The organism is Vibrio sp. HM8-C (assembly GCF_058630515.1).
Genome location: NZ_JBMMKS010000007.1, coordinates 118,301 through 145,242 on the forward strand (window position 1 = coordinate 118,301; position 26,942 = coordinate 145,242).

A 26,942-nucleotide genomic window follows, 5' to 3' on the forward strand; every position below is an offset into this window, starting at 1 on the left:
CTGTTTAATGAGCTTGTTTGTTGAGCGTTTAAGCTCTGACTTTTAAACGACGAGGAACCAACTCAACACCCGCCTGATAACGCTTCGCTGACGCATTAAGTGCAAGCGCTAAAGCGCTATCAGCAATCACTTCAAATTGTTGCGGTAATGAATTGATTTTGATTGGCAAGAAATCCAATAAGCGGTTGTCACCAAACGTTGCTAAACGAATGTTCTTTAGAAGATCAGGATGTTCCATCAGCACATCTAAAATACCTTCCAACAAGGTATAAGAGGTTGCCACAATCGCATCCGGCAGACGTTCCTTTTTCACCCACTGTTCAAACACTCGGCGACCTTCTTCACGGTTAAAGTGTTCGCCGTAACCCAGCATAAATTGGCGTTGGTTTGATTTCACAGCAGACTCAAAACCAAGTTGACGCTCTTGAGAAATGTTCAGCTCGGGTAACGCACCAATTAAGCCGACCGTTTTTACATCTTCTGTTAATAGCGAGGACGTGAGGTCATAAGCCGCCCCGTAATCTTCGCTGATCACGCAGGCAAAATATTCATCATCTAACGGACGGTCAATCGCAATAACCGGAGTACCTAAGTTTTGCATTTTTAGGTAATACTCACTGGCATTTGGAATCGAGCTCGCTACAAAAAGCGCATCGATACGACGTGACACCAATGCCTCTGCCGCACTGATTTCAGTTTCAGGATCATCATCAGAACAGGCAATCAAAATCTGGTAACCCGCTTGTCGAGAATTTTGTTCGATAAGCTTAGCTAATCTGGCGTAACTGGTGTTCTCTAGATCTGGAATGATCAAACCAAACGAACGACTATTCCCCGCTCTTAATGCCGATGCCGCATGATCTGGTCGATAGTTGTATTCATTGACCACAGCCATGACTTTCTGCTGAGTCTTTTCGCTAATGCGGTACTTTTGGGCTTTTCCATTGATCACATAGCTTGCAGTCGTTTTCGAAACTCCAGCTAATTTCGCGATTTCATCTAGTGTCATATCAACTGCTCTATTTATGTGCGTCGGATCATAGAAACAATTTTTCGATCCTCATTGGAGTTGAATTATACGCTGAATCGATTCAGTATAAAAGCTGAAAGGATTCAGCAAAGTTGGGAATTGATACCAATGTCAATGTTTACGGTAATTTCTCAATAATCAGTAGACGTTCCAAGTGACTATTTGAAAACCATTTGGCAACTTTGCTGAATTTTTTTGGACTAAATGCTGAATCGTTTCAGCTAATGTTAGATAAAAGTTAACTACAATAAAAAAGAATTAAAAATAATCTTGTCGAACTACGACAAAAGAAGGGGCAAACAATGCTGCAATTAACTACTCAAAACATTCAACTTGCTCAAGCTCACGCGAACAAGTTGGACGCTATTCGCGCTATCGCTGCCGACCTCACTCAAAAAGGCTTAGTCGATAGTGGCTATGTTGAAGGAATGCTGAACCGTGAAGCTCAAAACTCTACGTTTTTGGGTAACGGTATCGCTATTCCTCATGGCACCACAGACACACGCGATCTCGTTAAACAAACAGGCGTTGCGGTTCACCATTTCCCTAACGGTGTGAACTGGGGCGACGACAACACGGTTTATGTTGCAATTGGTATCGCGGCGAAATCTGATGAGCACCTTGGTATTCTAAAGCAACTGACAAAAGTGCTTTCTGCTGATGGTGTAGAAGAGAAATTGAAACAAGCTAAATCGGCGAATGACATCATTGCTCTGCTCAATGGTGAAGTTCAGTTCGAAGCGGATTTCGATGCTTCACTTATCCAACTACTATTCCCTGCAAGTGACATGGTGCAAATGAGCGCTGTCGCTGGCGGTCTATTAAAAAATACAGGCTGTGCGGATTCTGAATTCGTTGCGGATTTAGTCACTAAAAAACCGACTCATCTAGGCAAAGGCCTATGGGTAGTGAGCAGCGATAAAGCAGTGAAACGTACAGGAATGTCTTTCGTTTCAACAGCAAATCATTGTGAGCATGACGGTCTGCCTGTGAAAGCACTTGTTGCCTTCGCTGCTTGCAACAATGCACACCAAAACATGCTTAACACGCTGTCGCAAAAAGTATTCGCTGGCGAACAGGAAGCATTTTTGAAAGCTAATGTGGATCAACTGCTTACTCTATTCAGTAACGAAGTGCAAGAAGAAGCGCCTGCTGAATCTGCGGGTGAAAATGTTGCGGTATTTAAGATCAAAAACTCTCACGGTTTGCATGCTCGTCCAGGCGCTATGTTGGTTGCTGAAGCGAAGAAATTTGAATCCGCTATTAAGGTTTCAAACCTTGATGGTGATGGAAAATCTGTCAACGCTAAGAGCTTGATGAAAGTGATCGCATTAGGCGTTAAGCACGGTCATCAGCTTCAGTTCACTGCCGAAGGTCCTGACGCTGCAAAAGCACTGGAATCTATCGGCGCTGCGATCAACGCAGGTCTAGGTGAAGGTTAAGGAGCGACTTATGACAACCAAAAAAGTCGTTACCGTAACTCTGAACCCTGCGCTCGATTTAACTGGCAGCTTAGAGACGCTGAACGTGGGCACTGTGAGCCTTGTTAAGAAAGGTTCACTTCATGCAGCGGGTAAAGGTGTCAACGTAGCAAAAGTGCTGAGCGACCTTGGCGCAGAAGTGACTGTTACGGGCTTCCTTGGTAAAGACAACCAAGAGATGTTCTGCCAACTGTTTGAAGAGATGGGTGCGCGCGATGAGTTCATCCGCATTCAGGGTTCAACCCGCATCAACGTCAAACTTGTTGAAGCTAATGGTGAAGTGAGTGACATCAATTTCCCTGGAATCAATGTTACCGAGCAAGATATTGCTGCGTTTGAAGCGACACTGCTTCGTCTTGCGCAAGACCATGATTATTTCGTGCTAGCTGGAAGCTTACCAACGGGTGTTTCTCCAAGCTTATGCGCGTCTTGGATAGAAAAGCTGCATTCACTTGGTAAACGCGTTCTGTTTGATAGCAGCCGCGATGCCCTTGCAGCAGGCTTAAATGCTCATCCTTGGCTGATTAAGCCAAACGATGAAGAACTGTCTCAGTTTGTTGGTCGTGAGTTAGCAACGCCTGAAGAGTGTCGTTCAGCTGCGGCGCAACTGGCTGAGAAAGGTATCGAGAACATCGTTGTCTCAATGGGAGCCAACGGAACCATGTGGCTAAACCAAGGCCAATGGCTTCATGCAAAACCACCACGTATGGAAGTTGTTAGCACCGTCGGTGCTGGTGACACCCTAGTTGCTGGTCTTTGTTGGGGACATATGCAAAACATGGACAAAGAATCTTTAATCACATTCGCAACAGCCCTGTCTGCCCTAGCGGTGACTCAGGTTGGTGTGGGTGTGACTTCAGAAACTCAATTAACCACCCTACAAAAAGAAATCCAATTACAACCAGTTGATACTTTTACAGTATCTAACGATTAAGGACAGAAGGTCGTACTATGAATATTGCTATTATCACTGCATGCCCTAGCGGCGTTGCAAACAGCATTATCGCTGCCGGACTACTTGAACAAGCGGCTAAATCGCTGAACTGGACTTCCGTTGTGGAATGTCATTCTTCTGTGATTGAAGGCTACACGCTGACTGATTCAGACATCAGCGGTGCTGACGTAGTTATCGTTGCAGCCAATACACCTGTTGATACCACTCGCTTTGTGGGCAAAAAAGTTTACCAAAGCGACATTTCGGCTTGCACAAGTAACCCAACAGCGTACTTGAAAGCTGCTGTTGAACAAGCATCAGAGCTTAGTGCAAACGCAGCAACCACTTACCAAGCACCAGCGGCTCCAGTAGCTAGCGCGAAGAAGATCGTTGCGATTACTGCTTGCCCAACAGGTGTTGCACACACTTTTATGGCTGCTGAAGCGCTGGAAGAAACTGGTGCTCGTCTTGGTCACAAAGTAAAAGTAGAAACTCGTGGCTCTGTTGGTGCTAAAAACCAACTGACTGCACAAGAAATTGCTGATGCAGATCTTGTCATCATTGCAGCAGATATCGACGTTCCACTTGATCGTTTCAACGGCAAAAAACTGTACAAAACCAGTACTGGCCTTGCGCTGAAGAAAACAGAACAAGAGATCAACAACGCTTTCGAGAAAGCAACGGTTTACACTCAAGCTGAAGCTTCGAAAAGCGCAGAAACCACTGGCGAGAAAAAAGGTGTGTACAAACATCTAATGACGGGTGTTTCACACATGCTTCCAGTGGTGGTTGCAGGTGGTTTGATCATCGCACTTTCTTTCGTATTCGGTATCGAAGCGTTTAAAGAACAAGGCACTCTAGCGGCAGCATTGATGACCATCGGTGGTGGCTCAGCATTCGCTCTTATGATCCCTGTTCTTGCTGGCTTTATCGCGTTCTCAATCGCTGACCGTCCTGGACTTGCACCGGGCTTAATCGGCGGTATGTTAGCGAGCTCTACTGGCGCAGGTTTCTTAGGTGGTATCGCAGCTGGTTTCATTGCTGGTTACTCAGCTAAATACATTGCAGACAAAGTTTCTTTGCCTCAATCAATGGAAGCACTTAAACCAATTCTAATCATCCCATTCGTTGCGAGCTTAGTAACGGGTCTGGTAATGATCTATGTAGTTGGTGGCCCAGTATCAAGCATCATGTCTGCTATGACTGAGTTCCTAAACAACATGGGTTCAGCTAACGCAGTTCTACTTGGTGTGATTCTAGGCGCGATGATGTGTTTCGACCTTGGTGGTCCAGTAAACAAAGCTGCTTACACATTCGGTGTTGGTCTACTTGCTTCTCAAACTTACGCTCCAATGGCAGCTATCATGGCAGCAGGTATGGTTCCAGCTCTAGGTATGGGTCTAGCAACTTTCCTTGCTAAAGATAAGTTTGAACCAAGTGAGCGTGAAGCAGGTAAAGCATCATTCGTACTTGGTCTATGCTTCATCTCTGAAGGTGCAATCCCATTTGCAGCGAAAGATCCAATGCGTGTCATCCCAGCATGTATGGCAGGTGGCGCTTTAACTGGTGCTCTATCTATGCTGTTCGGTGCAAAACTAATGGCTCCACACGGCGGTCTGTTTGTACTGCTTATCCCTAACGCGATTACACCTGTACTTATGTACCTAGTGGCTATCGCAGCAGGTACAGCGGTAACTGGTTTCGGCTACGCATTCTTTAAAGCACGCGCAACTGCAAAATCTGCGGTTACAGCTTCTTAAGATAAAAAAGAGGAGCTAAGTCTTTACTTAGCTCCTTTATAATTCCAAGTCTTTGCCCCCCTAAGGCTATTGCCAGTGACACTGTTCACTGGCTTTTTTGTTTCTTGTCCTAAAGGAGAAAACGTTAAGTTTATAGCTGCCCATTGACCAACTATTTCTATTGGCTAATTATGAGATTAACTTGACCGACTCTATCTAGGAAGAACATGGAACTTATAAAAGAACAGCTTATCACCCTTCTTAAAAAAGAATGCGAGTTGTACTCAACCATTCCAGAAAGTGAGCAGCGTGAGAAAAGAGATAAGAAGTGTTTTATCAATGGGTTAATGACAGGCTGTAGAGTCGCTGGCATCAGCTATGAAGAACTAAATGCGGTAGTTCTTGCTATGCCTGTAGAGAAGAGATTCAAAGACCTAGATGAAAAATTATCTATTCCAACATACATTCGCGACAATATAGAGATTAAGCTTTAACTCATTTATCTAGGTACATATAGATAACACTGCCCTTTCGAATTAAATTGATTCACTCCTAAATTCGTTTGTAAATGTATTTACATCCAGCAAATGCTTTCCAAACGTTATGGGTTGCAGTTAAATGATGAGCACTATATAACCTAAAACATTGTCCAAAACGCGCCAATACATAGAGGATTATATGGATATAGCTGTACTCACGTTTGAAGGATTCAATGAATTGGATTCGTTTATCGCTTCAGGCATTCTGAACCGAATGAAACAATATGGTTGGAACGTTCAAATTACCTGCCCTTCTGAATTTGTTACTTCAATGAATGGCGTTCGAATTGAAGCGCAGCAGCCATTAGAGTTTGCTAATCGAGCGAATGCGGTGCTCTTCGGCAGCGGTATATTCACAAGAGATATCGCCAAAGACCAATCCATTTTGTCTCGCCTTTCACTCGATCCAAACACTCAAATTATTGGTGCTCAATGCTCCGGAACATTGCTACTGTCGGCTTTAGATTTGGTTAACGATGTTCCAGCCTGTACGGATTTAACCACTAAACCTTGGGTACAGGAAATGGGAGTTGAAGTTCTCGAACAGCCATTTTTTGCAAAAGGTAATGTTGCTACCTCTGGTGGATGTTTATCCTCTCAATATCTAGCAGCTTGGGTAATATGGAAATTGTCCGGTCGAGATCATGCAGAAAAAGCCATTCACTACGTTGCTCCCGTTGGAGAGAAAGAGTTGACGGTAGAGCACTGCATGTCAGTACTTAAGAACTATATTTAGGCCGTTCATTTTTTACAGCATTGATAACGTTATAAGCCGCAGATAGACAAGGAGTCACTTTTGTTCAAGCTTTATTACTACCCGAACAACGCAAGCCTAGCGCCTCATTTTTTGCTCCACCACCTGAAAGCTGATTATGAGTTAATCTTGGTAGACAAAAAGGCGAATTCTCAGAAATCAGCTGAGTATCTCAAGTTGAACCCTGCCGGTCGTATTCCAACATTGGTTGTTGATGGTCAATCTATATTCGAGAGCCCAGCGATATGCATGCATATCTGCGAATTACATCCTCAATCTGGTTTAATGCCAGCAATAGGAGATCCCAAACGCCCATTGTTTTATCAGTGGATCGCTTACTTAAACAACACACTTCAAGCTGAATTGATGGTTCGTTATTATCCACAACGACATACCAATGACGAATCAACCATTCCGAATGTGGTCGCGGCGCAAGATGAACGAATTGCTGAAGCGCTCTCCATCATTAATGACCAACTTAAACACAATGAGTATTTACTGGGTAGTACGCTTTCAGCGTGTGATTATTTCCTGTTCATGCTTGCTGAATGGTCACTACCAATAGAAAAATCACCGCTGACTTTCGAGCATTTAGCTGCATATCTAAAACGCCTATGCGACAACCCAACGATTAAAGCAGTGTGTGAAATTGAAGGTATGGATCTGACTCCTTTTACCTCTAGCTGATTCGCCTTCACCTATGTAGCAGGAAGAAAATAGAGTTTCAGTCCTAGTTGCCAAAGAAGGTAAGGATTACAAAGGCAAACGCTTTACCTTCTTACAGGTTATTTCTTAGTCTCTGTTTGACTGATGCTTTCCTGTAACACTTTCAATATGTCTAAACAGTTCGTGGTTACTGTCTGGCTATCACCCGTCATATAAGCGGTAGTTATCGCCCCTTCTTTAAGTACACAAATTGAGTCCAACAAGAGTGTGCTTTCTGTATGAAGATATTTTTTGATCAACAGCCTCACCTCTTGCTTATGCTGGTGACAGAAACGTGCAATGTCGCAGCCTGAGTCACTAAACTCAGCCGATGTATTGATAAAAAAACACCCTCTGAAATCGCCTAACTCGGGTTCTAAATTCTGAAACCAATTCGCTAATGCATTAAATAGGTTTTTAATCACAATTGCATCTGACTCTGCACCAGAAAGTTTGCCCTCAAGCCAATTCAAAAAGCGCTCATGACGTTGCTGCAAAGCCGCCAATATCAATGCTTCTTTGCTATCAAAGTTCATATACAACGTTCTTTTGGCGACACCCGATGATTTAAGAATTTCATTTATACCAATAGAATTTATTCCATTGTAGTAAAAAAGCTCCAGCGCCTTATCGATTAATAACTGACGTTTTATGCTCATATTGTTCTCCTTTAAAACAATGTTGACACAAGTAGACCGATCTGTCTATTTTATAAATGTAGACAAATCGGTCTACTTAAAAAGGAGAAATCTAGTGAACCATATATTGTTGTCAATTATTGCCGGAATTGGAGCGAGCATCGCTATCGGAGCTTTGTCTTACTTTGATCATTCGTTTTATAACCTCGCATTGCTGATGGCTCCTTTTGGTGCAACCACCGTACTGGTTTTTGGTGTCCCCGATAGCCCACTTGCTCAGCCTAAAAATGTCATTCTAGGACATTTATTGACCGCTTTTGTAGGTGTGTTTTTTGTTCAATTCATCGGTGTAACCCCTATTAGCTTAGCCTTGGCGACAGGCATTGCAGTTACCCTAATGCTCGTCACAAAGACAACTCATCCACCTGCTGGCGCAAACCCTATATTGATCATGTTGTCGGGGCAAAGTTGGGGATTCTTAATTACACCTGTTCTTATTGGAGCAGTCATCATCGTATTGATTGGCAAAACTATGAAGCAGCTTAGGCACAAATTTGTTTTGAGTAGCTCAGCAAGCTGAAGGCGAGAGTAACGATTCAAAGTCCAGTGGCAGTATTTAGATAGGCTTTATATCAGTACGTAAACACTCTTCCCTGCCACTTAAAGAGCACTATTTCCATATGCGCAAGACCGAAAACCGTCGCCTTTTTTTAAGTGACTACAATCTACTGTTGTCAATGAAGAGCTGACATAAATCTCATTTGTTTGACTGAATCGTTTTTGTAAAAAGTAAGCTCATAGAGCCAGTTGCATATACCGTATCTATCACCTATAAGTTTAAAGCAGCTTAAATTTTGTACACACCCTAGCGAATAAGTACTGCAAAGGTGCTGACTAAATTCGATACCAAATGGATAAGCGATATGAGCACGCTTTCCCTACAATCAAACTATGTAGAACCTACAAATGCCGTAACTGATTGATAACAGAGATGACCGTATCGATACGCTGCGTGACCTAGAAAAAGAACACTTTAAAAGCTGTATTAACGAGCCAATGTCAGTAAAAGGTGTCCCATGGGGAAACGGAATCAAGATTTAATCGATGAGGAAGTTGTTTTTTCTGAAAATGACGAGCTAGTCTCGACAACGGATCTACGCGGAGTGGTGACCTACGCCAACGATATTTTCTGCAAAATCGCAGGTTACAGTGCCGAAGAGTTAATTGGCAAAAACCACAATATTGTCCGACATCCTGATATGCCCAAAGCTGCGTTCGCAGATTTGTGGCAGCATTTGCAAGCAGGCCACGCTTGGCGAGGTGCTGTAAAAAATAGATGCAAAGATGGACGTTACTATTGGGTTGATGCGTTTGTAACGCCGATTTATGAGAACGATAAAAAAATTGGCTATCAGTCAGTAAGACGTAAGTTACAACCGACCTACAGACACAGAGCGGAACAACTCTACAAACGTGTTAATGCTGGGAAATCTATTCACACGATTCCTCAACTGTCGTCCAAAGTTAGACTAGCGTTGTTCTTCGTGCTCGGCATATTCATTCTTTGGGCTGGCACGTACTTCTATTGGCTCAATGCCCTACTGATTGCTTTACCTTTCATAGTGTTCTTTGAACACTTACTGAAAACGACGCAATATTTTAATCGCCTTTCGTCAAACTACGACAGTGTTTCGCGTTACGTTTTTTCAGGCAACTCCCTGTTTGGTATCGCAGACTTTCATTTAAAAATGTATGAAGGTCGAATGGTGACAATTATTGGACGAATCGCAGACAGTACTCGCATCTTGGAAAATGGTGCGGATGCTCTATTGTCCTTATCTAACAAGACAAAGGAAGGTGTTCAACAAGAAGCCTCAGAGTTGCATCAGGTTTCAACTGCTGTAGAACAGATGGCAACAACGATTGATGAAGTTGCCAGAAATACCGTCAGCACTAATCATAAGGTCGAAGAAGCACACGAAAACTGTTCTAAATCGTCCCTATCCGTCGACCACACTATGAGAGAAGTCGAAACTCTGGCATCAGAAGTCGCTAAGTCTGCAGAAGCAGCAGAAGATCTGGTCGTGGAAGCAGACAAAATTGGCAACGTAATGCAGGAAATTCTTGGCATTGCGGATCAAACAAACTTGCTGGCTCTTAATGCTGCTATAGAAGCAGCCAGAGCTGGGGAGCATGGACGAGGATTCTCTGTAGTAGCCGATGAAGTAAGAGCGCTATCTACCCGTACCCATCACGCAACCCAACAAATACAAAGTTCCATTACCGATATTCAAGCTACGCTTCGTACATGGGCAGAGAAAATGAATCAGGGCAAACTCGCTGCTCAGAACTGTACTGAGGAAGCGAAAGAGACCCAAATACTGGTGAAAAAAGTCTATGACGCTATCACGGATGTTTCAGTGTTAGCTGCACAGATCTCAACGGCGACAGAAGAACAAAGTGCCGTTGCACAAGAAATTAGCCGCAATATCGTCAACATCAGTAACGCATCGGAAAGTAATCTTGAACAAGCCGAACTTGTCGCTTGTGAATCCACTGCGGTAAAAGAACGAGCAGATAAACTTGCCTCGTTGGGCTCTTCGTTTAGAGAGAAAGGCGATGCATAAGCACTTAAGAGAATGCCCAACTAACATACTTAAACAGTTTCTCCAGCAAAATTATGGAGAGTTTGAGCATTCTTTGAAAATGCTAAACAAGGCACTAAAAGCCGACATAGTATTCGTCGCTGAGCTCAATGAGTCATTTGACGGCATACAAACCCACCTTGTATTGGAAGGTAATGAAGTCGTAGATAATTTCTCATATCAACTTAAAGAGTTGCCCTGTGAGATGGTCTACAACAGCAATCACTATCTCATCATTAACGATTTCTCTAGTCGTTATTCGAGCCAAACTTATTGCGATGATGGCGATATTCAAAGCTATCTGGGATTTCCCATATGTTGCGATGGCAGAATTATTGGCTTGCTAGTTGCGTTAACCAGAGGCAATGTCGCTCCATTCTGTGATACCCATTTCTTCGTCGATATTTTCGTTTCACAGCTTCAAGCGCGATTGCAGAGTGAGTGGCATCTGCTAAAACTTGAATCGTTTCAATCTCTGTTTAATGAAGTTTGTGCTATGTCCGATATCGGCGCATGGGAATACGATGTTACCTCTCGATCACTCTACTGGTCTCAGGAGGTTTATCGCATTTACGGTTTGGACAGTGAAGAGAAACTAACCGTTGATCTCGCCTTTTCCTTTTTTGAAGAGAATGACCGCGAGAGACTTAAACAGCTCTTTCAGATCGCTTTGATAGACGGTGAAGGCAGCATTAACGATTTCAGATTGACCGATAACAAAGGCAATAAAAAGTGGATACGAACCAACGGCAAAGTTGAGAGAAGCTCTGATGGCAGGACAAAACGCATCTATGGCGCAATAGAAGATGTGACCGCAGAAAGAAAAATGCTGGAGATGGAGAGCGCTAACGCTCGTTACCTAAATGGCATTATCGACAGCTTAAACGACGCCGTAGTCACGATTGCCACCGACGGCAAAATTCAAAGCATCAATAAAAGAGCTAAGCAGATGTTCGGTTACAGCGAACAAGAACTTATCGGACAGCAGGTTAATATTTTAATGCCAGAACCTTATGCGTCCAGCCACGATGGTTATATGCGCCATTACCATCAAACGGGGCATGCACAAATCATAGGTATCGGACGTCAACTTCCAGCTCTTCGTAAGAACGGCGAAGTATTTCAGATGGAACTGGCGCTATCTGAGTATAAATACGGGGGTGACACCTATTACATCGGAATTGTGCGCGACATTACCGAACGATTGAAAGCCAATGACACCATTTATAAACTGGCGTTCATTGACAGCATTACAGGATTACGTAACCGCTCCTCTTTAGAAAAAGAAGCCACGGAACTGATTAACCGCGCTGTCGTTTCCGAAAGTTATTTGTACTTTGCTTATCTAAATGTTGATGGTCTTTCCAATCTCAATTTAACTTATGGAAAAGAGGTAGTTAACCAACTTCTGGCTTTATTGGCTCAGCGACTCAAAGCCTGCTTAGCAAATAAATTCCTCATTTTTCAGTTTAAATTAGATGGATTTTTTATTGTTTCAAGTCGAAGTGAGCCCTGCTCTAACATAGCGTCGCTCGATTATAAACTCCTTGAAAGCAACCTAATTGACCCACAGCTCTACGAATTGAATTGGAAAGATGACCTGGTGTTTCTTTCCGCTTCGATGGCAAGCATGGTCACCAAAGCCAAATCGTTGACCTTAGATAGCATCATTGACTCATTAGAATTTGGCATGAAGAAAGCTAAGCAAAACAAGCCATTCGGCCGCGTTTTCTTAGGGGCAACTGAGCTGGAAGAGTACGAGCGACGCAAATCGATTAAGCTAAGCATCCATGACGCTATTCTAAACAACGAATTCCACATCGTATTGCAACCCCAATTTAGAGACCGCACCTTAGTCACATCGTCTGAAGCATTGGTTCGTTGGATTTCACCTCGCTTGGGGTTTGTTAGCCCCGCAGAGTTCATTCCTATTGCAGAAGAAAATGACGATATTATTTTAATCGGTGATTTGGTCATTGAAAGGGTGTGTCAGCTTCTGGCTGAGTTGGCGACGAAAAGTATCGAGATGCGCGTTGCGGTGAACATCAGCTCCAAACAAATCGTACAACCCGACTTTGAACGCAAACTTGTTGCTTGCATTAAGAAATACAAAGTTCCTGTTCATTTACTCATGCTCGAGCTAACTGAAACGACCTTAGTTAGCGATATTGAACTGGTAAAACGCAAAATGCGTTTGCTAACTGATCTTGGATTTTCGTTTTCAATCGATGACTTTGGTACTGGGTATTCAAGTCTTAGTTATATCAAAGAGCTGCCTATTTCAGAGCTAAAAATCGATAAATACTTTGTGGATGGAATTGGTCATCAAGACGGTGTCGCGGCGACAAATATCGTTAACGTTATTATTGATATGTCCAAAGCACTGGGGTTGGAAGTGGTGGCAGAAGGTGTTGAAACCGAAGAACAGCTAAAGTACTTACTCGGCAGAGGCTGTGATGCTATTCAAGGGTATTTGTTGTCAAAACCTCTTTCAGAAAAGGATTGGCTAGAGCTGATTATCAATAATCAGGCTGAGCATGCATTGGCGAGCGAAGATGCATCAAACAACTTGAATGCGGTTCAAAGACATTCATAAGCTGTCTTTTTAGGCGAGACGCTTTGCAGCACATGTCACTTAACACATCTCAAACACGCACTTTTGAGAGGTTTCTCTTACAGGTGAATGGTAACTCAATCTATTGGGTTTTACTTAAATTCTATGACTACTGTCCGAGACAGTGGTTAGTGAGAAAAAGAAAAAGCCAGCAGAAGCTGGCTTTAGTATCTTAAACTCAATCTTACTTGTGTTTAGGTTGAATGTACTTGCGGCTTACGTCCACCAAGGCAACATCTTTGAAGAAGCTGCGACCGAGCAGTACTGGGAACGTTAAATGGCTTCTGTCTGTTAGAGTGAATTCAGTTTTCTCTTTTAAGTCACCAATTTGAATCCACGCCATAACCACTGCACGTCGCTGAGTACCTTCAGCGCTTGATTGACGAATGTCCACCCAACGTTCTACAGGCAGAGCAAATTCTTTGCTCGTCACTTCGTCATGTGCAATTTTGAATTTAACCCAGTCTTTGCCATCACGTTCGAATGGAACAACATCGACCGCACTCACTGAGGAGGTCGTCGCACCAGTATCAATTCGTGCGCGGAAATTTTCTTTCAGGCCCGGAACATAAACCCACTCTTGCTCGCCAAGGATTAAACGTCCATCGGCCGTTTTCTTCGCATCAACCACAACTGGCGGTTTTGGATCCGGCTTTGGTTGCTGCTCTGGCTTAACTTCTGGTTTAGGTTCAGCAATTGGCTCAACTTTGGGCGTTAAGGTTTCATATTGACTAAGGTCTCTTTCTGCCGGTTTTGAAACCTCTTGTTTAGGTTCCTCAACTTGAACAGCTTGATCCTTGGCTTCACCTTCATCAGGTGTGGTAGAACACGCAATTAAGCCGCCACTAAGCATCAAAGGAATTAAAAATTTCCACTGTTGTTTCATTCGTTCACCTACTCAACTGAAAATATCTATAAAACTTTCATTATTGCATCCGCCACATAAGGGATGTCTTTCTCTGTTAATCCGGCAATGTTGATTCGACTATCGGCCACACCATAGATACCGAAGTCTTCGCGCAGACGTAACATTTGCTCTGCTGTTAAGCCTAGCATAGTAAACATACCTTTGTGGCTTTCTATGAAATCAAATTGTGAAGTATTGTGTTGATTTCTCAACTGTTTACACAAGCTTTGACGAAGACTTAACAGACGCTGTTGCATTTCGACCAATTCATTCTTCCAAATTATGGTTAACGCATCGCTTTGTAATACTGTTTTCACCAACGCTGCGCCATGATCAGGTGGCATGGTGTACGTTGTGCGAGCCAAGGTCAGCAACTTGCCTTTTGCATTTGCCGCTTCTGTTGCGTTTTTCCCCAAAACCATAGCTGCACCCGTGCGCTCACGGTATAGACCAAAGTTTTTCGAACAAGAAGTAGTAATCAGCATCTCTTCTACACGTTCAGCGAGATAACGAATACCTTTTGCATCCTCTTGCAAACCTTCACCAAAGCCTTGGTAAGCAATGTCGACAAATGGGGTAAAGCCATTTTTCTGCGCTAGTTCAGTAATCGCCTGCCAAGCTGCAAAATCAATATCGGCTCCCGTTGGGTTATGACAACAACCATGAATCACTACCACATCTTTCGGGCCTGCATGTGCGAGATCCGCAAGCATACGGTCAGTATCCACCATTTTGGTTTGCTGGCTAAAATAGCTGTAGAACTTCACTTTCAGCCCTGCCGCTTCCATGATTGGCTTGTGGTTAACATAGCTTGGGTCAGTGAGCCACACCGTCGTTTCTGGCTGCGCAAAGCGCATTAGATCCGCAAGCATACGTAATGCACCACTTGCACCCGGAGTTTGGATAGCACAGATACGGTCACGTACAGGCGTATCACCCAGTACCAAATCCACCATAGATTGGTTAAATTCTTCACACCCAGCAAGGCCAACGTAAGATTTCGATTTCTGCGTTTTTGCCACTATATCCTGGGCTTGCATAATCGCTTGCATGATTGGCGTTTCACCTAAGCTATTTTTATAAACACCAATGCCGAGATCGACCTTTTGTGTACGAGGGTCGTTACGAAAAGCCGCAGTCAGAGAGATGATTGGGTCAAGTGTTGGAGCAGTTAAATGGGAGAACATGAAAGTCACAGCCTTTTGAAATTCAAGTGATGAGTTTCAAAGTAACACTATCGCTGTGCTGTCTCAAGATACTTGTTTGGTATGAGTTTATTAGCCTCGACGACCGAAGCTAATTAACCGAATCAGGATTGAGATGTGAGGTAATGAACGACCTGATTGCTGCTGCCACGCCAATCTAAACTAGGGTCAGCGAGATCTTTTACGAATTTGCCATCCACTAACACATCGATATATGTCAGTACTTCCTTTTGCGCTTCACTAAAGTCTGCTAACACATAGCCTGTCCATAGCCAGATGTCTTTACCAGCGCACTCATGCTTTACACGTTTTACTAACTGAAGAATGGTAGCCACATTTTGAGGATGAAGTGGATCACCGCCGGAAAGTGACAAACCGCGTTTAGGTATACGAGCATCGTTTAAGTCCGCGATGATGCGATCTTCTAACTCTTGTGTATAGGGATGACCAGAGCGTAAAGACCATGTGCTCTGGTTATAACAGCCTTTGCAATTGTGTTCACAGCCGGAGACAAACAGTGTGCTGCGTGTCCCCGGTCCGTTGACCACATCAATAGGATGATATTGATGGTAGTTCATGGTTAATCGTGTTTCGCCTATAGGTGTTTCACGCGACGTTTAACTTCTTCTTGTTTACCGAAGTTAAACGGACGAGCATCAGGACTACCTAAATAGCCACATACGCGACGCGTTACAGACACTCGGGACGAATCATGATTACCACATTTAGGGCAGACAAAGCCCTTGCTGGTACACTCAAATTCGCCGGTATAACCACAGTCATAACACTCATCAATCGGTGTGTTTGTTCCGTAATAAGGAACACGCGAGTAACTGTAATCCCAGACATTTTCCAACGCTTCAATGTTGCGCTGCATATTCGGGAACTCACCGTAACAGATAAAGCCACCGCTCGAAATTTCTGGGTAAGGCATTTCGAAATCGATCTTATCGTATGGGTTTACTGTTTTCTGCACATCCAAATGGAAACTGTTGGTGTAGTAACCTTTGTCAGTCACCCCTTCGATAACACCAAATTCTTTTGCATCGATTCGGCAGAAACGGCTACATAAGTTTTCACTCGGCGTACCGTACAGGCTGAATGCGTAGCCTGTCTCTTCTTTCCATTGGTCTACTGCATCACGTAAGCGCTGAATAATATCAATCGCATGCTGGCGAAGCGCTGCGTCATCGTACACATGCTCATCAGCACCAAACAGAGCGGTAATGGTTTCGTGTACACCGATGTAACCAAGGGAGATAGAAGCACGACCATTTTTGAAAATCTCAGTAATTGAGTCATCTGCTTTCAGACGAACGCCACATGCACCTTCCATATATAGGATTGGGGCAACGCGAGCTTTCACTTTTTCTAAACGGCTAATACGAGTTTCCAGTGCACGACGAGCCAGTTTTAATTTGCTATCCAACAATTCGTAGAACTTGTTCAAATCCCCTTTTGCTTTCAACGCAATACGAGGCAAGTTCAAACTGACTACACCAAGGTTGTTACGACCTTCATGGACAAGCTCACCGTTTTCTTCATAAGTGTTTAGGAAGCTACGGCAGCCCATAGGCGTTTTGAATGACCCAGTCACTTCAACCACTTTGTCGTAGTTAAGGATATCTGGGTACATACGTTTTGATGCACATTCTAGTGCAAGCTGCTTAATGTCGTAGTTTGGATCGGCTTTCTTGTGGTTCAAACCATCTTTAATCGCAAATACTAGCTTAGGGAATACCGCCGTTTTACGGTTTTTACCTAAACCAGCTATACGGTTTTTCAAAATAGACTTTTGAATAAGTCTTGACTCCCAAGAAGTACCCAAACCAAAACCGAACGTCACAAATGGCGTTTGACCGTTAGCAGTGTGCAGTGTGTTTACTTCGTACTCTAGCGATTGGAATGCGTCGTAACACTCTTTTTCCGTACGAGCTTTAGCAAATTCTTCTGGGCTGTGAATATCCCACTCTTTGGCGATTTCTAGATGTTTTTCATAGCTCGCTGCGACATACGGAGCAAGGATTTCATCAATACGGTTGATTGTAGTACCGCCGTAGATGTGGCTTGCAACCTGAGCGATAATTTGAGCCGTTACCGCAGTCGCAGTAGAAATGGATTTTGGCGTATCAATTTCCGCGTTACCCATTTTGAAACCGTGAGTCAGCATGCCCTGCAGATCAATCAGCATACAGTTAAACATCGGGAAGAATGGTGCGTAATCAAGGTCATGATAATGAATATCACCTTCTTCATGCGCTTGAACGATGTCGCGAGGAAGAATACGTGTTTTCGCATAGTGCTTAGCAACGATGCCCGCTAGCAAGTCACGCTGTGTTGGAATCACTTTGCCATCTTTGTTGGCATTCTCGTTAAGAAGATCAGCGTTGCTTTCTTGAATTAAGCCTTCGATTTCTTTGGTCAACGCGCTTTGCTTCTCACGAGAAATATCGCGGTCGTGGCGATATTCAATGTATGAACGAGCTAATGCTTTGTACGGACCTTGCATTAGCTCGTTCTCTACCATCGTCTGAATTTCAGCGATATGAACTTCTTCGTAATCTTTCAATTTGAGTTCGACAGCTAGTGCAACATTCAGAGCGTAAATAGCCAACTCTTTATCCACATGGTCTGCGGCACTTTCAACTGCAGATTGAATACGATCCCTGTTAAACGGGGCTTTAGAGCCATCACGTTTGATCACGATAGGTTTCAAAATTTCTCCTTACCCCAGCATACTCACAGACTTATCCACAAACACACTATATAGGGCTTCTTATTATCCAACTAACACTATATGTAGTGGCGTATTTAACCTCCGACACCACCCAAGAGTATTGATATAGATCAATGGATTTAGACCACCGAGCAGAATTGATTCAATCTTACGGCTCGAGATCTCAAACTTGTAAGAAATGCTGCAAACCGCAAAAATTGTGATAGCAGTTGTTGATTTTTCACGAAGCCTGATAGATTAAGCACTGCCAAAAAATGGACTTAAGATGCGATGGAAGGATTGAAAAAATGCGTCGATTTCAAGCTTTATTTGCCACTATTTTGTTTGCAATACCCGTTACTTCACATGCTGAAAAATTAACCATAAGCACTTGGAATATCGAATGGCTTACGGTTAGCCAAAATCACCATGTTTATGAAGGCAAACGAAATGGCCAAGACTTTTCCGCACTAAGTTCATACTTTACCAAGCTCAATGCCGATGTGATTGCCTTTCAAGAGGTAGACAGTATAGAAGCATTCAAGCGGGTGAGCTCACCTGAGTATTCGATAGTGCTTTCAGACAGAAATTTACCGCAATACCGCAATCATCAGTTTTCCGATATTAACCAGTACACCGGATTTGCGATTCGTAAAGGCGTACCTTTTGCTGATCCAAAAGATGTCGATCTGTACGGCAAAGGAAATCATAAGCTTCGATTTGCCTCTTATGTGGTTCTCTATCCTGACAGTGCAACACCCGTTCATACATTGTCTGTACATTTAAAAGCAGGGTGCACTGGGAAGTTTTATTCACAGAAAGAGACCTGCCAGACACTTTTAAATCAAGGAAAGAATCTCAACCTCTGGATAAAAGAACGCGAGAAACTTGGGCAAGAATACGTGATTACGGGTGATTTCAATCATAACTTGAGCTTTAAGCAAGATTGGCTTTGGACAACTCTTACGCAAGGTTTAAAACAAGCACCAAATCTCGCAACGAAGAACACGCAGGCAGAGTGTAAAGTTCGAAAACGTAATGAGGGCAAACAGTTGCATCAGTTTCGTTCTGTGATTGACCACATGATTGTCAGCCCGAAACTCAATGCCTCTAACGCTAAACAAGTGGTTTATAAAGACCAAGATACGCTCAACTATCACTTGAGTGATCACTGCCCAATTGTCTCTTCGTTTAATTGGTAATCAATCTACACATCAAGACTTAATGTAGCGGATCAAAAAATGCCTCACTGCGTATTGGCTTACACGGTGAGGCATTGGGTTAGGTATTAGTACAAATTACTAACTACACATCCCTACATCTAAATAGGATCTATTTCAAAACGTCTTTTCATCACCACATAGTATAGGACAGGAATAACCAACAGAGTCAGAATTGTTGATACAAAAATCCCGAAAATCAAACTAATAGCCAACCCGTTAAAGATTGGATCATCTAAGATGAATACCGCTCCTATCATCGCAGCAAGTGCCGTCAGCATAATGGGCTTCGCACGTACCGCCGCCGACTGAATCACAGCTTCAGAAAACGCAACGCCCTCTTCGACTTGCTGATTAATGAAATCCACCAGCAAAATCGAGTTCCGTACGATAATGCCCGCCAACGCAATCATCCCGATCATTGACGTTGCGGTAAACTGCGCGCCCAACAACGCATGCCCCGGCATGACACCAATGATGGTCAATGGAATAGGAGCCATAATGATTAACGGCACTAAATACGACTTAAACTGAGCCACAACAAGCAGGTAAATCAGGATCATACCGACCGCATAAGCAATGCCCATATCGCGGAAGGTTTCGTAAGTAATTGTCCACTCACCATCCCATAGTATAGAGATGCCATTAAGCCCATCTGGCTGATTGATATAGTACTGATCAACCGTCATCGCTTTATCCAGCTCACTGCCCACATTGAACATACCGTACAGTGGACTATCCACACTACCTGCCATATCCCCCACTACCATCACCATAGGAACAAGGTTTTTATGGACGATGTAATTTTCCATTGGCGTTTGACGAACCGTTACCAAATCAGACAGCGGATACGCATTACCCATCATGCTGCCCACTTTCATATTAAGGACTTGTTCTAAACGTACCTTCGCCGTTTCACTTGCCTGTATCTGAATTGGGATAGGATATTTGCTGTGCTCGCTGTGCAAATACGTAACCGCCTTACCTCCAATAGAAGTCGCTAGTGCATCAACAATCGACGCATAAGGCACTTGGTAGTGTGATGCCTTGCTTCTATCGATCACAACTTGCCATTTCTGATGGAGCTCCGGCAAATACATATCCACATCAACAATGTCTGGCGTTGTTCGGAACACTTCGCGCACTTGTCTCGCAGCTTCATTACGAATTTCAGGCGTTGGACCATACACTTCCGCCAGAATTGGCGACCAAACCGGAGGGCCTGGCGGCACTTCTACCACTTTGACTTTACCGCCAAACTTATCCGCAACACCTTTTAAAATCGGGCGAATTGCACTGGCGATTTCATGGCTGTCTCGGTCACGCTCTTTACGTCCGGCAAGGTTAACCTGAATGTCGCCCTGATTTGCCTGACTACGCATAAAGTAATGGCGAACCAAACCGTTGAAGTTAATCGGCGCAGCTGTGCCCACGTAGATCTGATAGCTTTCCATCTCTGGAACTTTGTTTAGCTCTGCGCCCATTTCAAACAGCACTCGCTGAGTTCTTTCTAGCGACGTGCCTTCAGGCATATCCAGCACAACTTGAAACTCAGACTTGTTATCAAAAGGCAGCATCTTCAACACAACGGCTTGGAAAACCGGAAGTAGTACCGAGCCAGCAATTAAAGCGAGAATAGCCAAAAGCAACATAAAGCGATTGCGACCTTGGTTTTTCGCCGTCACAAACGGCGCCATGATGCGATGGAAAACCGAATTCGTTGCGCCGCCCTCTTGATGACCATGCGCCGCTGGTTTTAAGAAATGTCCAGCAAGCCATGGCGATACTACGAATGCTACCGCCAACGAAATGAGCATACCCATAGACGCATTGATTGGAATTGGACTCATATATGGCCCCATCAAACCAGAGACATATGCCATAGGTAATAGTGCAGCAATAACCGTTAATGTCGCCAGAATGGTTGGCCCACCCACTTCATCAACGGCAGGAGGAATAAGCTCACTCAGTTTTTGCTTGCCCATCGCCATGTGTCGATGAATGTTTTCCACCACCACAATTGCGTCATCAACCAGAATACCTATTGAGAAAATCAGTGCGAATAGCGATACCCGGTTGAGAGTAAAACCCCATGCCCACGATGCAAATAGTGTGATCATCAAGGTGACGACAATTGCCAAGCCTACGACCGCAGCCTCTCGCCAACCCATGGTTAATACAACTAAGATAACAACCGCCGTGGTTGCAAAGGCTAGCTTGCCAATCAGCGTGTTACTTTTGTCTGCGGCGGTTTTACCGTAATCACGAGTGATTTCTACATTGATACCTTGAGGAATTAACTGGTTCTCTAACTCGACCAAACGTGATTCGATTGCGTTCGCCACGTTTACCGCGTTCTCACCACCTTTTTTGGCTATGGCTAATGTCACCGCTGGATAGATGCCTTGCTTATCGCTAGTCCATACATTTTGTGTCGGCGTATTCACACCAAACTTCACGGTCGCGATATCTTCCAGATATACAGGCGTGTTGTTATGTAAGCCAACAACCAGTTGTTTGACTTCTTCTACGCGAGTGAGGAATTGCCCCACTTGCACTGGAAACTCTTGATTGTCATGAGTCAGCGACAGCATGGTGGAGCTAGAGTTAGCCGATGGCAAATGCTGATTCAGTTGATCAAGGGTAATGCCAAAACTGTTCATTTTTACCGGATCGAGGCGCACATCAACGATGGTGTTATGACCACCCACTGTGTAAATGTCGCGTGTACCATCAATGCGCTTTAGCTCAGTTTCCAGTCCGTGAGCGACCTGAGTTAACTGCTGCTGGTCAAACTCGCCCGTCTTGTCAGCCAAAGTGATAGTGACAATAGGTACATCTTCGATACCTTTGGGTTTGATAATGGGTTCACCCACGCCCACACCTTGGGGCATCCAATCCTTATTGGAATAGAGCTTGTTATAGATGCGAACCACAGCATCGTTTCGAGTTACACCCACATCAAAGATGGCAACAATCATCGCACCATCAGGTTGTGAGAAAGAGTAAAGCTTATCTATGCCCTGAATCTCAGAGATGACTTGTTCTGCTGGTGTAGTCACCAAGCTTTCCACTTCAGCAGGTGAAGCGCCGGGAAATGGGATATAAACATCTGCGAATGTCACATCGATTTGAGGCTCTTCTTCTTTTGGCGTCACGATAACCGCAAAAAGCCCCATTAGTAGCCCAACTAACGCGAGCAAAGGTGTCATAGCAGAATTTTGGAAGGCCGCGGCAATGCGACCCGAGATGCCGAGTCGTTTGTCCATAATCACTTACCTTCTGCGTTAAGAGCCATGGTAGAAATGACATCGCCCTCTTCAAGACCCGACAGCACTTCCGTATAGTCACCATAGGTTTGGCCTAAGCGAACTGGATTAAGCACGCGGCTTTCACCTTGAATTCGAAACACAGAGCTAAGTTCAGCTCTACGCACAACCGAACTGTTTGGAATGAGGATAGTGTCTCTGTCACCATAGTGGAACTCGGTTTTCACCCACATACCCGGAACAAAAGAAGTGATTTGTTCAGGCAGATTCAGACGGATTTTGAAGGTATGAGATTGAGGATCCGCATAGCTAAACAAGCTATATTGTGTTGGAAGAATGCGTTCACCCTGCGGTGACACCACTTCAAACTGAGCAACATCCAATACAGCGGGTTGATAACGTTGTGGGATCTCCGTTTCTACACGGAGTTTATCGGTAGAAAAACCACTGATTAGGGGTGTTCCCGGAGCAACCGTCTCACCCAACTCAACATGCCTTTGCGTAACCACACCTTCATAAGGCGCTGTCACACTGGTATATCCGAGGGATTCTTTGGCTTGAGCCACAGAAGCTTGGGCTGATTTCACGGCTGCGGCTGCGCTGCGAGCTCTTGCTTCTGCCGAGTCCATGACATCTTGTGAAATTGCACCTTTAGGGAAAAGCTGACGATAGCGCTTCACTTGCGCTTGGGCTTCTCTGTCTTGAGCAATAGCACTTGCCAGTTGCGCTTGGGCGGCATCTAACGAAGCGGATTGTTGAACAGCGCTGATTTCCAACAGCACTGTTCCTTTTTTCACGTAGTCGTTCACATCAACATTCAAGCCGACGATTCGGCCAGAAGTTTGTGAAGCAACGGTACCTTGATTAATAGGTTGAACAACGCCATCAAGTTGCACTACTTGCGAGAGCGACTCACTCTTTACGATGTAACGTTCACTGATCTGTTCTGCACTTACGTAACCTGAAGAGGCTAGCGCCGCAGCAATACTCAAAGTTAACCACCTCATAAGTCACTCTCCTTAGTGCTTAGATACCGCTCGCTACTATTTCATTTATATAAGTTTCGTTAGTATAAGTCGTTACCTATACTCAATTTCTATACCACTAATAGCATAGTGTGGCTAAGCAGTTTGTGATTGAGCTTGTTTACTATTCTTAATACAGATCAATAAGTTTGTTGCTCCAAGGCCAACCATCATACAAGCGAAGAATATCCAAGCGCCTGAGTTACCCAAAGCAAGGCTTGAAACGACAGGTCCTGGACAGATACCTGCAATACCCCAACCCAAACCGAAAATTGCTGCACCACCTAGTAAACGGTTATCTACTGTTTTGTTTGTTGCCAAACAGAATTCTTCAGCGTTAACCGGCTTTTGTTTTGGTTTGATAAGGAAGAAATACGCTGGCATAAACACCATCAGAGCTCCGCCCATTACGAACATCAAACTTGGATCCCAGTTTCCGGCTACATCTAGAAAACCCAATACTTTTGCAGGGTTTGCCATACCAGAAATGATCATACCAATACCAAACAACACGCCCGCCAACAGAGACGTTAATCGAAACAACATATTATTCATTTGAATGCACCTATTAGTTTATAACTTAAGCTTATGTTTTAACTATAAAAGCTAAAATTAAAGAACATGGAAACGGACGAAAACCGTTACTGCTGCTACTGCCATAAATACGCAGGTAGCGACAATAGAACGCTTAGATAAACGTCCAATGCCACAGATGCCATGTCCGCTAGTACAACCGTTACCTAAACGTGTACCAACGCCAACTAATAGACCCGCAATTGCGAGCATCGCACTACTTGTTTCGAACTGAACTGGAGCTTCACCACCTAGCATCAACACAGCCAGCACGCCGCCAGAAATCATTCCCAGAGCGAACAGTAGTCGCCATGCAAAATCCTTCGTTTTTGGTGTCATCAAGCCCGTTAAAATACCGCTGATACCCGCTACTTTTCCGTTCATTAGCAACATCAATGTTGCTGAAATACCTAATAAAATGCCTCCGGCCAAAGATTCCCATGGAATGGAAAAAGCCATAACTACCTCTATAAATTAAAGTTTTAAATTAAAAAATATTACCCACAAAACGTCGTTTGCAGGCTTTGAATCAGTTGAGTTACACGGTTGTCTGCGAGCGAATAAAACACTTGTTGAGACTCTTTACGAGCCTTAATAAGACCATGTTTACGTAACACGGTTAAGTGTTGAGAAAAAGCAGACTGGCTCAAAGCTGAGCCTTGTTGCAACATACCCACACCAACTTCACCTTTGGTCAGTTGGCATAAAACCATCAATCGCTCAGGATGAGCCATAATTCTTAGCAGTTCAGAGACTTCCGCTGCATTTTTCTTCATTGTATTAATGTTGACAGCTTCCATCGTCTAACCCTCATTTAAATCGTTGAATTAGATTCTACTAATAAATCAACATTAGTCAATGCTTATTTAGCATTTATAAAATTAGACAAATTAACATTAGACTTTTCTAATTTAAGGTTCTATAGTGAGTGCATTAATCCAGCGGAGGGTAACAAAATGACTATTGAAAACGGTGTAAGAGTATTAGCTGGCAGTATGATACTGATCTCAGTAATTTTGACTGCCTTCGTCCACCCTAACTTTGTTTGGTTGACGGTATTTGTTGGTGCCAACCTGATTCAGAGTGCCTTCACAGGGATATGTCCAGCAGTTTATTTTCTGAAAAAATTAGGCTTACGTTAGTAGCTCGTAACAAAGCTATCAAATAGCTTTGATAGCTTTGCGAGCCAAAACAAAACTTGGAGTAAATTATGACTAAGATCGTGATCATTGGTGGTGTTGCAGGTGGTGCTTCTGCCGCGGCTCGTGCTCGTCGTTTAAGCGAAGACGCACAAATCATTATGTTTGAACGTGGGCCGTTCGTTTCGTTTGCCAACTGCGGGTTGCCATATCACATCGGTGGAGACATCAAAGAACGCGGTAATCTTCTACTACAAACGCCGGAAAGTTTCCTAGCGCGTTTTAATGTAGACGTACGTGTGATGAATGAAGTACTCCGCATTAACCGTGAAGAAAAAACCATCACAGTTCGTAATCTGTTAGATCAAAGTGAATACACAGAAAGCTATGATTTTCTACTTCTAAGCCCAGGTGCGGGTCCAGTAGTTCCACCGATCCCAGGTTTAGATAATCCATTAACGCATTCACTGCGCAACATTCCAGATATGGATAAGATTATCCAAACCATTAATACCAACCAAGTTGACCACGCAACGGTTGTGGGTGGTGGTTTTATCGGTTTGGAAATGATGGAAGCGTTCCACCAGCTTGGTATTAAAACCACTCTGTTAGAGATGGCTGACCAAGTGATGACGCCAGTAGACCGTGAAATGGCAGGCTTTGCTCACGCGGAAATCAAAGCAAAAGGCATCGACTTACGCCTCTCTACTGCTCTGAAATCGGTAGAGTTCAAGCCAACAACATCACTAGCAAGTATGGATTCTGGTCAAGCAGAGCATCAACATGTGAATGGCGAACTTGAGCTAACGCTAAGCAATGGCGACACACTTACCACTGATATTCTTATCATGGCAATTGGTGTGCGTCCTGAAACCAAATTGGCGTCAGAAGCAGGTCTACAAATTGGTGAACTTGGCGGTATTTATACCAACGATTACATGCAAACCAGCGATCCATCTATCTATGCGGTTGGTGATGCTATCGAAGAAAAAGATTTCGTAACGGGCAAACAAACATTGGTGCCTCTTGCAGGACCTGCAAACCGTCAAGGCCGTATGGCAGCAGACAACATGTTAGGTCGCAAAGAAACTTACCAAGGTACTCAAGGCACTGCGATTTGTAAGATTTTTGATCTAGCAGTGGCGTCAACGGGTAAGAACGAGAAGCAGCTAAAACGTGAAGGCATTGAGTACGAAAAAGTGTATGTACACACAGCTAGCCACGCAAGCTACTACCCTGGTGCAGAAGTGGTTTCGTTCAAAATGCTGTTCGATCCTAAGTCTGGCAAAATCTTCGGTGCGCAAGCGGTGGGTAAAGACGGTATCGACAAGCGTATCGACGTGATGGCGGTTGCTCAACGTGCGGGTATGACTGTTGAACAGTTACAACACCTTGAGCTGACTTACGCTCCACCATTCGGCAGTGCGAAAGACGTGATCAACCAAGCGGCATTCGTAGCGAACAACCTCATCAAAGGCGATTCAACTGCAATTCACTTTGACGAGATTGATAACCTAACTGAAGACCAACTACTGCTTGATGTACGTAACCCTGGTGAGCTGAAAAATGGACACCTACCAGGTGCAGTAAACATCCCAGTAGACCAGTTACGTCAACGTATGAATGAACTGCCAAAAGACAAAGAGATTGTGATCTACTGTCAGGTGGGTCTGCGCGGAAACGTGGCATATCGTCAACTAGTAAACAACGGCTACAAAGCACGTAACCTGCTAGGTGGCTACCGCACTTACCTGTTTGCTAAAGCGTAATAGAACATTAGCGTCTATATACTAGAAATTGGCCAGCACA

23 protein-coding genes are annotated in these 26,942 nt (G+C 44.0%); 12 read left to right on the forward strand and 11 right to left on the reverse strand.

What is annotated here, in order from left to right:
• Nucleotides 1–28 precede the first annotated feature (28 nt).
• Entirely contained in the window at nucleotides 29–1,009 is a 981-nt protein-coding gene (cra, locus tag ACOSVQ_RS10245; RefSeq protein WP_491982475.1) for a catabolite repressor/activator, read from the reverse strand.
• 323 nt (nucleotides 1,010–1,332) lie between these two features.
• On the opposite strand from cra, the gene fruB reads away from it, so the two are divergent.
• The 6 genes from fruB (at nucleotide 1,333) to ACOSVQ_RS10275 (ending at nucleotide 7,164) form a co-directional block, all read left to right on the forward strand.
• Nucleotides 1,333–2,472 (forward strand): fused PTS fructose transporter subunit IIA/HPr protein, encoded by a 1,140-nt coding sequence (gene fruB, locus ACOSVQ_RS10250; protein WP_491982476.1) that lies wholly within the window; start codon nucleotides 1,333–1,335, stop codon nucleotides 2,470–2,472.
• 10 nt (nucleotides 2,473–2,482) lie between these two features.
• The gene (gene pfkB / locus ACOSVQ_RS10255) at nucleotides 2,483–3,445 is read left to right on the forward strand and encodes a 1-phosphofructokinase (protein WP_491982477.1); all 963 of its coding nucleotides are present in this window, start codon (nucleotides 2,483–2,485) and stop codon (nucleotides 3,443–3,445) included.
• Between the two features lie 17 nt (nucleotides 3,446–3,462).
• Nucleotides 3,463–5,205, forward strand: coding sequence for a PTS fructose transporter subunit IIBC (fruA, locus tag ACOSVQ_RS10260; protein WP_491982478.1), 1,743 nt, complete (start codon nucleotides 3,463–3,465; stop codon nucleotides 5,203–5,205).
• A 206-nt stretch (nucleotides 5,206–5,411) separates the two neighbouring features.
• A complete protein-coding gene (locus ACOSVQ_RS10265) occupies nucleotides 5,412–5,678 on the forward strand; it encodes a hypothetical protein (protein WP_491982479.1) in 267 nt (88 codons plus the stop codon).
• Nucleotides 5,679–5,862: 184 nt separating this feature from the next.
• Entirely contained in the window at nucleotides 5,863–6,459 is a 597-nt protein-coding gene (locus ACOSVQ_RS10270; RefSeq protein WP_491982480.1) for a DJ-1/PfpI family protein, read from the forward strand.
• A gap of 60 nt (nucleotides 6,460–6,519) precedes the next feature.
• The gene (locus ACOSVQ_RS10275; RefSeq protein WP_491982481.1) at nucleotides 6,520–7,164 is read left to right on the forward strand and encodes a glutathione S-transferase family protein; all 645 of its coding nucleotides are present in this window, start codon (nucleotides 6,520–6,522) and stop codon (nucleotides 7,162–7,164) included.
• Nucleotides 7,165–7,262: 98 nt separating this feature from the next.
• Here the strand turns inward: ACOSVQ_RS10275 and ACOSVQ_RS10280 are convergent, their stop codons facing one another.
• Nucleotides 7,263–7,841, reverse strand: a complete 579-nt coding sequence (locus tag ACOSVQ_RS10280) for a TetR/AcrR family transcriptional regulator (protein WP_491982482.1) — start codon at nucleotides 7,839–7,841, stop codon at nucleotides 7,263–7,265.
• Between the two features lie 94 nt (nucleotides 7,842–7,935).
• On the opposite strand from ACOSVQ_RS10280, the gene ACOSVQ_RS10285 reads away from it, so the two are divergent.
• From ACOSVQ_RS10285 to ACOSVQ_RS10295, 3 genes are all read left to right on the forward strand, one after another.
• On the forward strand, nucleotides 7,936–8,400 hold the full coding sequence (locus tag ACOSVQ_RS10285) for an HPP family protein (protein ID WP_491982483.1): 465 nt from the start codon (nucleotides 7,936–7,938) through the stop codon (nucleotides 8,398–8,400).
• Nucleotides 8,401–8,896: 496 nt separating this feature from the next.
• Complete coding sequence (locus ACOSVQ_RS10290; RefSeq protein WP_491982484.1) at nucleotides 8,897–10,447, forward strand: methyl-accepting chemotaxis protein; 1,551 nt, start codon at nucleotides 8,897–8,899, stop codon at nucleotides 10,445–10,447.
• Nucleotides 10,440–13,061 (forward strand): bifunctional diguanylate cyclase/phosphodiesterase, encoded by a 2,622-nt coding sequence (locus ACOSVQ_RS10295; RefSeq protein ID WP_491982485.1) that lies wholly within the window; start codon nucleotides 10,440–10,442, stop codon nucleotides 13,059–13,061. Before ACOSVQ_RS10290 ends, ACOSVQ_RS10295 begins: the two co-directional genes overlap by 8 nt.
• 202 nt (nucleotides 13,062–13,263) lie before the next feature.
• Here the strand turns inward: ACOSVQ_RS10295 and ACOSVQ_RS10300 are convergent, their stop codons facing one another.
• The 4 genes from ACOSVQ_RS10300 to nrdD form a co-directional block, all read right to left on the reverse strand.
• The gene (locus ACOSVQ_RS10300) at nucleotides 13,264–13,965 is read right to left on the reverse strand and encodes an ATP-dependent zinc protease family protein (protein ID WP_491982486.1); all 702 of its coding nucleotides are present in this window, start codon (nucleotides 13,963–13,965) and stop codon (nucleotides 13,264–13,266) included.
• A gap of 26 nt (nucleotides 13,966–13,991) precedes the next feature.
• Nucleotides 13,992–15,173: an amino acid aminotransferase gene (locus tag ACOSVQ_RS10305; protein WP_491982487.1), complete on the reverse strand. Its 1,182-nt coding sequence runs from the start codon at nucleotides 15,171–15,173 to the stop codon at nucleotides 13,992–13,994.
• Between the two features lie 122 nt (nucleotides 15,174–15,295).
• Nucleotides 15,296–15,769, reverse strand: a complete 474-nt coding sequence (nrdG, locus tag ACOSVQ_RS10310) for an anaerobic ribonucleoside-triphosphate reductase-activating protein (protein ID WP_491982488.1) — start codon at nucleotides 15,767–15,769, stop codon at nucleotides 15,296–15,298.
• 17 nt (nucleotides 15,770–15,786) lie between these two features.
• Nucleotides 15,787–17,907: an anaerobic ribonucleoside-triphosphate reductase gene (gene nrdD / locus ACOSVQ_RS10315; protein ID WP_491982489.1), complete on the reverse strand. Its 2,121-nt coding sequence runs from the start codon at nucleotides 17,905–17,907 to the stop codon at nucleotides 15,787–15,789.
• 308 nt (nucleotides 17,908–18,215) lie between these two features.
• Between nrdD and ACOSVQ_RS10320 the strand changes: the two genes are divergently transcribed.
• Nucleotides 18,216–19,109, forward strand: coding sequence for an endonuclease/exonuclease/phosphatase family protein (locus tag ACOSVQ_RS10320; protein WP_491982490.1), 894 nt, complete (start codon nucleotides 18,216–18,218; stop codon nucleotides 19,107–19,109).
• A gap of 119 nt (nucleotides 19,110–19,228) precedes the next feature.
• Here ACOSVQ_RS10320 and ACOSVQ_RS10325 read toward each other — a convergent pair whose 3' ends face one another.
• From ACOSVQ_RS10325 to ACOSVQ_RS10345, 5 genes are all read right to left on the reverse strand, one after another.
• Nucleotides 19,229–22,396 carry an efflux RND transporter permease subunit gene (locus tag ACOSVQ_RS10325; RefSeq protein ID WP_491982491.1) on the reverse strand — a complete coding sequence of 1,056 codons (3,168 nt, stop codon included), beginning with the start codon at nucleotides 22,394–22,396 and terminating at the stop codon, nucleotides 19,229–19,231.
• A 2-nt stretch (nucleotides 22,397–22,398) separates the two neighbouring features.
• Nucleotides 22,399–23,403, reverse strand: a complete 1,005-nt coding sequence (locus ACOSVQ_RS10330) for an efflux RND transporter periplasmic adaptor subunit (RefSeq protein ID WP_165312916.1) — start codon at nucleotides 23,401–23,403, stop codon at nucleotides 22,399–22,401.
• Between the two features lie 114 nt (nucleotides 23,404–23,517).
• Nucleotides 23,518–23,976, reverse strand: a complete 459-nt coding sequence (locus ACOSVQ_RS10335) for a YeeE/YedE family protein (RefSeq protein ID WP_165312917.1) — start codon at nucleotides 23,974–23,976, stop codon at nucleotides 23,518–23,520.
• Nucleotides 23,977–24,033: 57 nt separating this feature from the next.
• Nucleotides 24,034–24,453 (reverse strand): YeeE/YedE family protein, encoded by a 420-nt coding sequence (locus ACOSVQ_RS10340; RefSeq protein WP_165312918.1) that lies wholly within the window; start codon nucleotides 24,451–24,453, stop codon nucleotides 24,034–24,036.
• A gap of 38 nt (nucleotides 24,454–24,491) precedes the next feature.
• Nucleotides 24,492–24,794, reverse strand: a complete 303-nt coding sequence (locus ACOSVQ_RS10345; RefSeq protein WP_165312919.1) for an ArsR/SmtB family transcription factor — start codon at nucleotides 24,792–24,794, stop codon at nucleotides 24,492–24,494.
• Between the two features lie 156 nt (nucleotides 24,795–24,950).
• Between ACOSVQ_RS10345 and ACOSVQ_RS10350 the strand changes: the two genes are divergently transcribed.
• Together ACOSVQ_RS10350 and ACOSVQ_RS10355 are read left to right on the forward strand one after the other, a co-directional pair.
• Nucleotides 24,951–25,136 (forward strand): YgaP family membrane protein, encoded by a 186-nt coding sequence (locus ACOSVQ_RS10350; RefSeq protein WP_102942180.1) that lies wholly within the window; start codon nucleotides 24,951–24,953, stop codon nucleotides 25,134–25,136.
• A gap of 68 nt (nucleotides 25,137–25,204) precedes the next feature.
• On the forward strand, nucleotides 25,205–26,902 hold the full coding sequence (locus tag ACOSVQ_RS10355) for an FAD-dependent oxidoreductase (protein ID WP_491982492.1): 1,698 nt from the start codon (nucleotides 25,205–25,207) through the stop codon (nucleotides 26,900–26,902).
• Nucleotides 26,903–26,942 lie beyond the last annotated feature (40 nt).